Raw genomic sequence first — 380 nt, forward strand, 5'->3', positions numbered from 1 at the left:
GGCGGGCACGGTGGCGCTCGCGCACAACGGCAACCTCATCAACTCCGCCGAGCTGCGCGAGAAGCTCGAGGAGATCCACGGCGAGCTCGGCAACACGCTCGGCGAGCTGCGTCGCGGCAACACCACCGACACCGCGCTCGTGACGGCGCTGCTCGGCGCTCAGTTCAACACGAGCCTCGAGAAGACGGCCCTCGCCCTGCTGCCTCACCTGCGGGGCGCGTTCTGCTTCGTCTTCATGGACGAGAACACGCTCTACGCCGCGCGTGACCCGCAGGGCATCCGCCCGCTCGTCATCGGCCGCCTGGAGCGCGGTTGGGTCGTCGAGAGCGAGACGGCGGCGCTCGACATCGTCGGCGCCAGCTACGTGCGCGAGGTCGCGC

The 380-nt window shown here is 70.5% G+C and carries 1 pseudogene; it reads left to right on the top strand.

The window, feature by feature from the left end:
• Positions 1-380, top strand: a pseudogene (locus tag GVN67_RS29570) (amidophosphoribosyltransferase); the annotation flags it as partial.

It is taken from the genome of Roseomonas sp. 18066 (assembly GCF_902706185.1).
GTDB lineage: Bacteria > Pseudomonadota > Alphaproteobacteria > Acetobacterales > Acetobacteraceae > Pseudoroseomonas.